Raw genomic sequence first — 6862 nt, forward strand, 5'->3', positions numbered from 1 at the left:
GGGGATTGAATAGTGACGCAGCTAGAAAGCTACATCAAGGAAATGATATGCGAATACTAAGTAATGATAATCTAAATGAATTTTCTAATTTTATTAATAAAATTAATAAGAAATATTTAATAGTTCTTACTTCTACTTGGCGATATTCTATTGATAATATTGATTTATTAAAACAATCATTGAATAATTATGGATTATCATTATTTGATTGTTTAGATATTGATGATACTAAAAGTAAAGGTGAATTAATTATTGAGTATTGTAAAAAAAGAGGTATCTTATTTGATAATATTTTAATTCTTGATGATGCATATATCAGCGAATTGTCAGACCGTTTAGTTAAATGTAATTTCAAATTTGGATTAACTAGATATGAAATAGAATATGCTCTAAAACTGTTAAAATAGTTGATAATACAAGTTATAACTATCGATAAAGAGAAGATAATATTTATTAAGCTTTAGAGAAAGTGAAAACCGCAGTTTGATTTAGAAACTGTGGTTTTATCATATTTAAATAATATTATTTATCTAAAGATAATTGCATTATGTAATATACAGAATAATTAAATAAAGAAGTCAATGGATCCTTTAGGAGCACTTAAGGCATTTTCAAACAGGGAAACCAGAATTGTTAGTTTTTGTTCTAGAGTCTAGTTAAAAATTCCGGAATCAAATAAAAAAGAGAAAACAGATAATATTATTTTGCTTAATTCAAGAGGATGAGAGTAGTTAAATATTTTCTCTTTGTTTCCTGATTCTATAATTTGTGCAATAACAGGAGAAAGACTTATAAGTATCTTAGCTAAAGATTTTTGGTGAATACATGCATTTTGAGGGGCATGGAGATAGTTAAGTTATTCAAATAAGTGGAGATAATGGTGTTTTGATAATATATGTATAAGCGTTTTAATTTTTAAGTGCGTTTCTTTCGTTGAACAAAGCAATTTTTTGACAGTTATCAATAATATCTTGATAAGTTTGTCTACATAGGGGATCAAAATTTCTTCTTTGGATTTAAAATAATAATACATCATCCTTTTTGTAATATCACTAACAGAATAGCTTTCACCTTTTTTCTGTTAATAATTCTAGCATGGTATCTAAGACTAAATCACTTTTTTATAAAATAACCACCTTTTGCAGTTATTATGTCACAATTAAGCAAACTTGAACGCTGGTCAAAATAATAAAGGGAGGAAATAATAATGATAGAAGTAATTATTTTTTAGGTTTATTATTATGTGTAATTATTCTGATTATAATAGAAACTATTTTTGGATCAAAATGGTTTATGAATAAGAAAACCGTTCTTTATTACCTGAAACTTAGTTTTGTAAGGTATAGCAATTATATTAACGGTTATAATATTTAGTCATATAACAACAAACATCCCTAAAAATAAAGATGAAAAAGGAAAAATAGTATTAGTAAATTAGAAAACATTAAATTAATAATAGAAATGAATGGATAAGTATTCGAGGACACAATAAAGATAATTCAGTTCTTTTTTAGCTAGAAGTCCAGTTGATTCTCAGGTGGCAGCGAATAGGCATGAATTTTCAAAACTTGAAAAATATTTTATGGTTGTTTTATGGGACCAGCCTGGTTTTGGTAAATCTATATTATGTGGGAAATGAAAACATGACGGTTGATACTTATATGGAAGATAGTTTAGATTTAACCAAACATCTTTGTAAACTGTTCCATCAAGAAAAGATTTATCTTGTCGATGAATCTTAAGATAGTGCTCTTATATTAAAATCATCTAATTACTATCATGCTGTAGTTGGAACAGGACAAATGGTTGATTTTTTGGAAACAGAGAATTTAGATTATGATAAAGCATTAGAAATTGCACAAAATAAAGGCGATACAGATAAGATTAAGAAATTAATGACAATTAGATGTCCACCATATTATTATTTAGAGGTTACATGGAAAAGTGTTGAATATTTAAACTATCTTTTTTCATGTATGGATAAAAATCCAGAAATCTAAAATGGAGATTATAATATGTTTTGTGATATATTCTCATTTGGATATAATTTAATTGATAAATTCCTTTATTTAAGGGAGCGTTTAATCATGTCTATTCATAATTATATGATATAGATTTACGTGTTGATTATTCAAAACACAATACTACTATTTATTTTTTCTTTGGAAGATATGCTATCAATGCAATAACTTCCTTAGTAGAAGACTATTTGAATGTTTTAAATGCTCCTATCATATGGTTAGAACATTCTAGTCAAAGTCTATAGATAAACGAAAGTAATGAATTTGCTGATGAACTACTTTCAGTAGCAAAATATATAAATAAAATGGAGGATATTTAAATTTTAAAGTAATATTTTATAGTATTTGTGTAAGATATTGTATTGATAAAATAAGTGTGATATACTAAATGAAATGGATTGTTACTTTAATTAGGCAAGACCAAAGAGCTATTTGCTTTTTAGTCTTGCTTTTTTTTATTTATTAAAGTCTTCTATTTGAAAGGAGGAATGAAAGAAATAAATATTAATGAATAAATAAGTTTAAAATTTAAATAATGATAAGGAATGGGAAAAAGATGGAAAAGATATTAAGGAAAGGATTTATTTTAATGCTATCATTTTTGATGGTATTTACTGTTTTAGGACAGCTCTCTATAAATGTAGCTGCGACTGAAGAATATGAAAATATTGCATTAAATAAATCAGTTATTGTAAGTAGTGCAACTACAGGTAATGAGGGAGCTCATGCAGTTGATGGTAAAGAAGATACTAAATGGGAAGCTGAAAATATTACTTCTAATCCAACAATTATTGTAGATTTAGGCAAAGAAGAAAGTTTTCAGAAAGTTACATTAAAATGGGCAAGTAATTTTGCTTTTCATTATAAATTATATGTCGCTAAATCTGACCAAAAATATAATCAAATTTTATTTCACGAAGAAGGTACAGGTGGTGATGAAGAATGGGAAATGAACGAAAATACAGTTGCTCGGTATGTGAAAATTGAATTAATTCAAGCCAAAGATGGAGAAAGTACAATTGGTTTAAAAGAATTAGAAGTTTTAAAAGTTAAAAAGAATACTAGTAATGATCCTGTAAATATTGCACTAAATAAACCGGCATATGCATCAGGCAATGAAGCAGGATTAGAACGGCTTGGGCCAAAAGGGGCATTTGATGGAAATATTACTGATGTTAATAATGGTCGCTGGTCAAGTGCCAATATTACAAAAGAACCTCAATGGATCTATGTTGACTTAGAAGCAGAAATGACTTTTGCATCAATACATATTCTTTGGGAGAACGCTTATGCCACAAAATATGTTTTGCAATATTCGAATGATTTAACAGCAGATAAAAATTGGACAACATTTAAGACAGTAGAAGATGGACAAGGAAGCTGGGAAAAATTTGATTTTGAACCAATTACAGCAAGATTTGTTCGTCTTTATGCAACTGCAAGTAATGGTGTAGGTAGTGCTAAACCAATTTCTATTTGGGAAATGGAAATTTATGAAGAAGTAAATAACAGCTTGACAGTAGATGATGTTGCTAAGGATTTCACAGTTGGAACAATTACTTCAGAGATGGATAAGATGCCTGTATATCATTTTGATAATGATAATATCATTGCAGAGATTTTTTGTAGTGATACTGATTTTGTAGTTGAAGATAATGGCGCTATTCATAAACCATTGGTTGATAAGGAAGTTCTAGTTACTTATATTATTAAAGATACTCGTACTAATGTAAGTAAAGAAGTTAAAAATATGCCAGTTATTATTCCTGGGCGTAATTCAATTGCTTTAAATGCTAATGAAGTACCAACAACAGTACCAACTATTCAAGAATGGAATGGAGCTACGGGAACATATCATTTAACGAGTAGTTCAAGAATTATCGTTCAGGACGAGAGTTTATCTAAAGCAGCTCAAATTACAAAAGATGATATTAAAGACCTATTTGGTCTAGATGTAGAAATTAGTAATGCTGTTCCTAAAAAAGGTGATATTGTCTTAACAAAAGAAAATGCTGATACAACAATAGGAAACCAAGGATATACATTAGAAATTGGTGATATAGTTACTATTAGAGCAACTGAGTATCAAGGCGTATTCTTTGGAACGCGAAGTATTTTACAAGCATTAGTTGCTAGTGGGGATGCCCTAACAATTAATAAAGGTGAAGCTCGTGATTATGCTAAATACGAATATCGTAAATTTATGTTAGATGTAGCGCGTAAATATATGCCAATGTGGTATATGAAAGATTTTGTTAAATATGCATCTTGGTATAAATTTACAGATATTCAAGTGCATTTAAATGATACCTCATATAATGGTCATTCACGTTTTAGATTAGAGTCAGATATTCCAGGATTAACAGCGACAGACGGTTATTATACCAAAGATGAATATCGTGATTTTCAATATTATGCTGAAGATTATGGAATTAGAATTGTTTCTGAATTCGATACTCCAGCGCATTCAGCAGTCTTTATTGATAATAATCCTGAATTAGGATTTGATGCAACACATTTAGATATTCGTTTAAATTCTGATAAGAAAGATACAGTATATAAATTTATTGCTGATTTATATGAAGAGTACATGGGTGGCGATAATCCGGTTTTTGTAACTGATGCATTTAACGTTGGACTTGATGAGTACAATAGTGCCTATAAAGAAGATATGACCCAATATACTAAATATGTTATGGATCTTGTTTATAATAAATATGGTAAAACTCCAATGGCTTGGGCATCAATGGGGTGTGTAGATTCAAGTACTACACAAATACCAGAATATCCAATTATGGATGCTTGGGCAAATTATGCAATCAGCTTAAAATCATTATTTAATCAAGATTATAAGCTTATTAATGCAACAAATAAGTACGGGTATATTGTTCCTGGAGGAAATAATGGGTACCCTGATTTTGCTAAAGAAGAAGAAATGTACAATAATTTAAGTGCTGGAAAATTTAGAGATAAGATGGGCGCTGGAATTGATGTTGCTGAAGGGCATCCAAAAATTGTTGGTGGTTCGATTTCGTTATGGAATGACCGCGGAATCTTTAATGGAATTTCTGTTTATGATGTTTTTGCAAGAACTCAAAGTATCTTACCAATTTATGCTCAAACATTCTGGTATGGTAAAGATAACGATAAGTCATATGATCAATTTAAAGCTGAAGTTGATACTGTAGGAGTTGGTCCTAATGTTGAAATGGATAAAAAAATTAGCAGTAAAACAGAAAAAGTATATGACTTTGATATGGAAAGTATTTCAAAACGAGGTGATAATTTAGTTGTTAAAGATAATTCAGGAAATGGATATGATGCTACTGCAGTTAAAGCGGCTACTGAAATAACAGACGAAAATCAAGTATTAAAATTAAATGGTGATGGTTATTTACAAATGCAGCATAGTGCATTGAAGTGGCCATACACATTAGCTTTTGATTTAAAGATTGATGAGTCACAAACAGGGGATATTATCTTATTTGAAGAAAATATGCCTGAGGAAAAATGTAATCAATGGATTGATACAAAATATCAAACAAGAAAGATTTATTTAAAAGAAGTTGATGGTAAATACCAATTAATGTATGATCGTGATAGTTATCATTATGAACATGATATTAAGCTAGAAAAAGGTAAATTATATCAAATAGCATTTACTTCTGATAAAAAATATACCAAGGTTTATTTAGATGGCGTTATTAAATCAACTATCAATGGACCAATCCTAACTAATTCAGGTAATAGATGGTATGATTCAGCTTCAATTAATTTACCATTACAAAAGATCGGACAGAACTTAATAGGAACATTGGATAACATTAAAGTTTATAATCGTTTATTAAATAATGAAGAAATTAAAGGTCTATATGATATCGGAATCGATGTTATTCATGAAAATATTGCTTTAAATAAAGAGGCAACTGCTTCAAGTAGTTATACTGATTATCAAACACCAAATAAGGCATTTGATGGAATTATTAATCAAAGTGCTAGTGGTCCTGAACAATCACGATGGGCATCAGCACGTAATCATGATCAATGGATCCAGGTTGATTTGAATAAAGTCTATAAAGTTGATCAAATTAAGATTACCTGGGAAGATGCTTATGGTGTGGATTATGAATTAAAAGGCTCAGTTAATGGTAAAGACTGGTTCACGATTAAAACTGTAATTGGTAATACAGTTAAGGAAAATAATCTTACCGGATTAGGCAATGTTGAAGCGCGTTATATTAAATTAATTGGTACAAAAGCAGCTAATAATGCCAAGTATGGATATTCTATTTACGAAATTGAAGTATATGAAAATCCTAAAAATGATTTACTTAGAACAATTGATCAAGTCAATGATAAACTAAATGAATTGAATGTAGGTAATTCTCATGGTCAAATTAAAGAATCTGCTTATCGGGAATTTATTAAATATTTGTCTAATTTAGAAAATGAGATAAGTAATAAAGTAACAATTAGTACTGAAGAATTACTTGATTATAAAGAAGAACTTTCTAAAGAGTACACTAATTTAAAAAAACAGATTGTGAGAGTTGATAAAGATAATTTAGCAACTCAAATTGATATGGCAAAAGCTGTAACTCAAGAACAGTTAGATAAGGTTGATTCAGCAGTTGCTGTTGAATTTAAAGCGGCACTAGAAAATGCTCAAAATGTATATGATAATGTTAGTGCTACACAAGAAGAAGTAGATAATGCGTTTGATCGTCTAGAAAAAGCAATGCAGATGTTAGAGTTATGCAAACCTGATAAAACAGCATTATCAATTGCAATTGATATGGCTAAAGAAGTAACTCAAGAACAGTTAGGTAAATTAGTACCAG

4 protein-coding genes are annotated in these 6862 nt (G+C 29.1%); 3 read left to right on the top strand and 1 reads right to left on the bottom strand.

Annotated features, from left to right (window positions below; all coding sequences use genetic code 11):
• Positions 1 to 407: HAD domain-containing protein (locus ACLR9T_RS12960; RefSeq protein WP_413109926.1), on the top strand; the 407-nt coding region annotated here is incomplete at its 5' end.
• 245 nt (positions 408 to 652) lie between these two features.
• On the opposite strand, the gene ACLR9T_RS12965 is transcribed toward ACLR9T_RS12960, so the two are convergent.
• Positions 653 to 823, bottom strand: a complete 171-nt coding sequence (locus tag ACLR9T_RS12965) for a hypothetical protein (RefSeq protein ID WP_413109929.1) — start codon at positions 821 to 823, stop codon at positions 653 to 655.
• Between the two features lie 979 nt (positions 824 to 1802).
• Here ACLR9T_RS12965 and ACLR9T_RS12970 point away from each other — a divergent pair.
• Together ACLR9T_RS12970 and ACLR9T_RS12975 are read left to right on the top strand one after the other, a co-directional pair.
• The gene (locus tag ACLR9T_RS12970) at positions 1803 to 2000 is read left to right on the top strand and encodes a hypothetical protein (RefSeq protein WP_413109927.1); all 198 of its coding nucleotides are present in this window, start codon (positions 1803 to 1805) and stop codon (positions 1998 to 2000) included.
• A 577-nt stretch (positions 2001 to 2577) separates the two neighbouring features.
• On the top strand, positions 2578 to 6862 hold a 4285-nt coding region (locus ACLR9T_RS12975; protein ID WP_413109928.1), incomplete at its 3' end, for a discoidin domain-containing protein.

Origin of the sequence: Thomasclavelia sp., assembly GCF_047249845.1 — a bacterium.
In the GTDB taxonomy this organism is placed as follows: domain Bacteria; phylum Bacillota_I; class Bacilli_A; order Erysipelotrichales; family Coprobacillaceae; genus Thomasclavelia.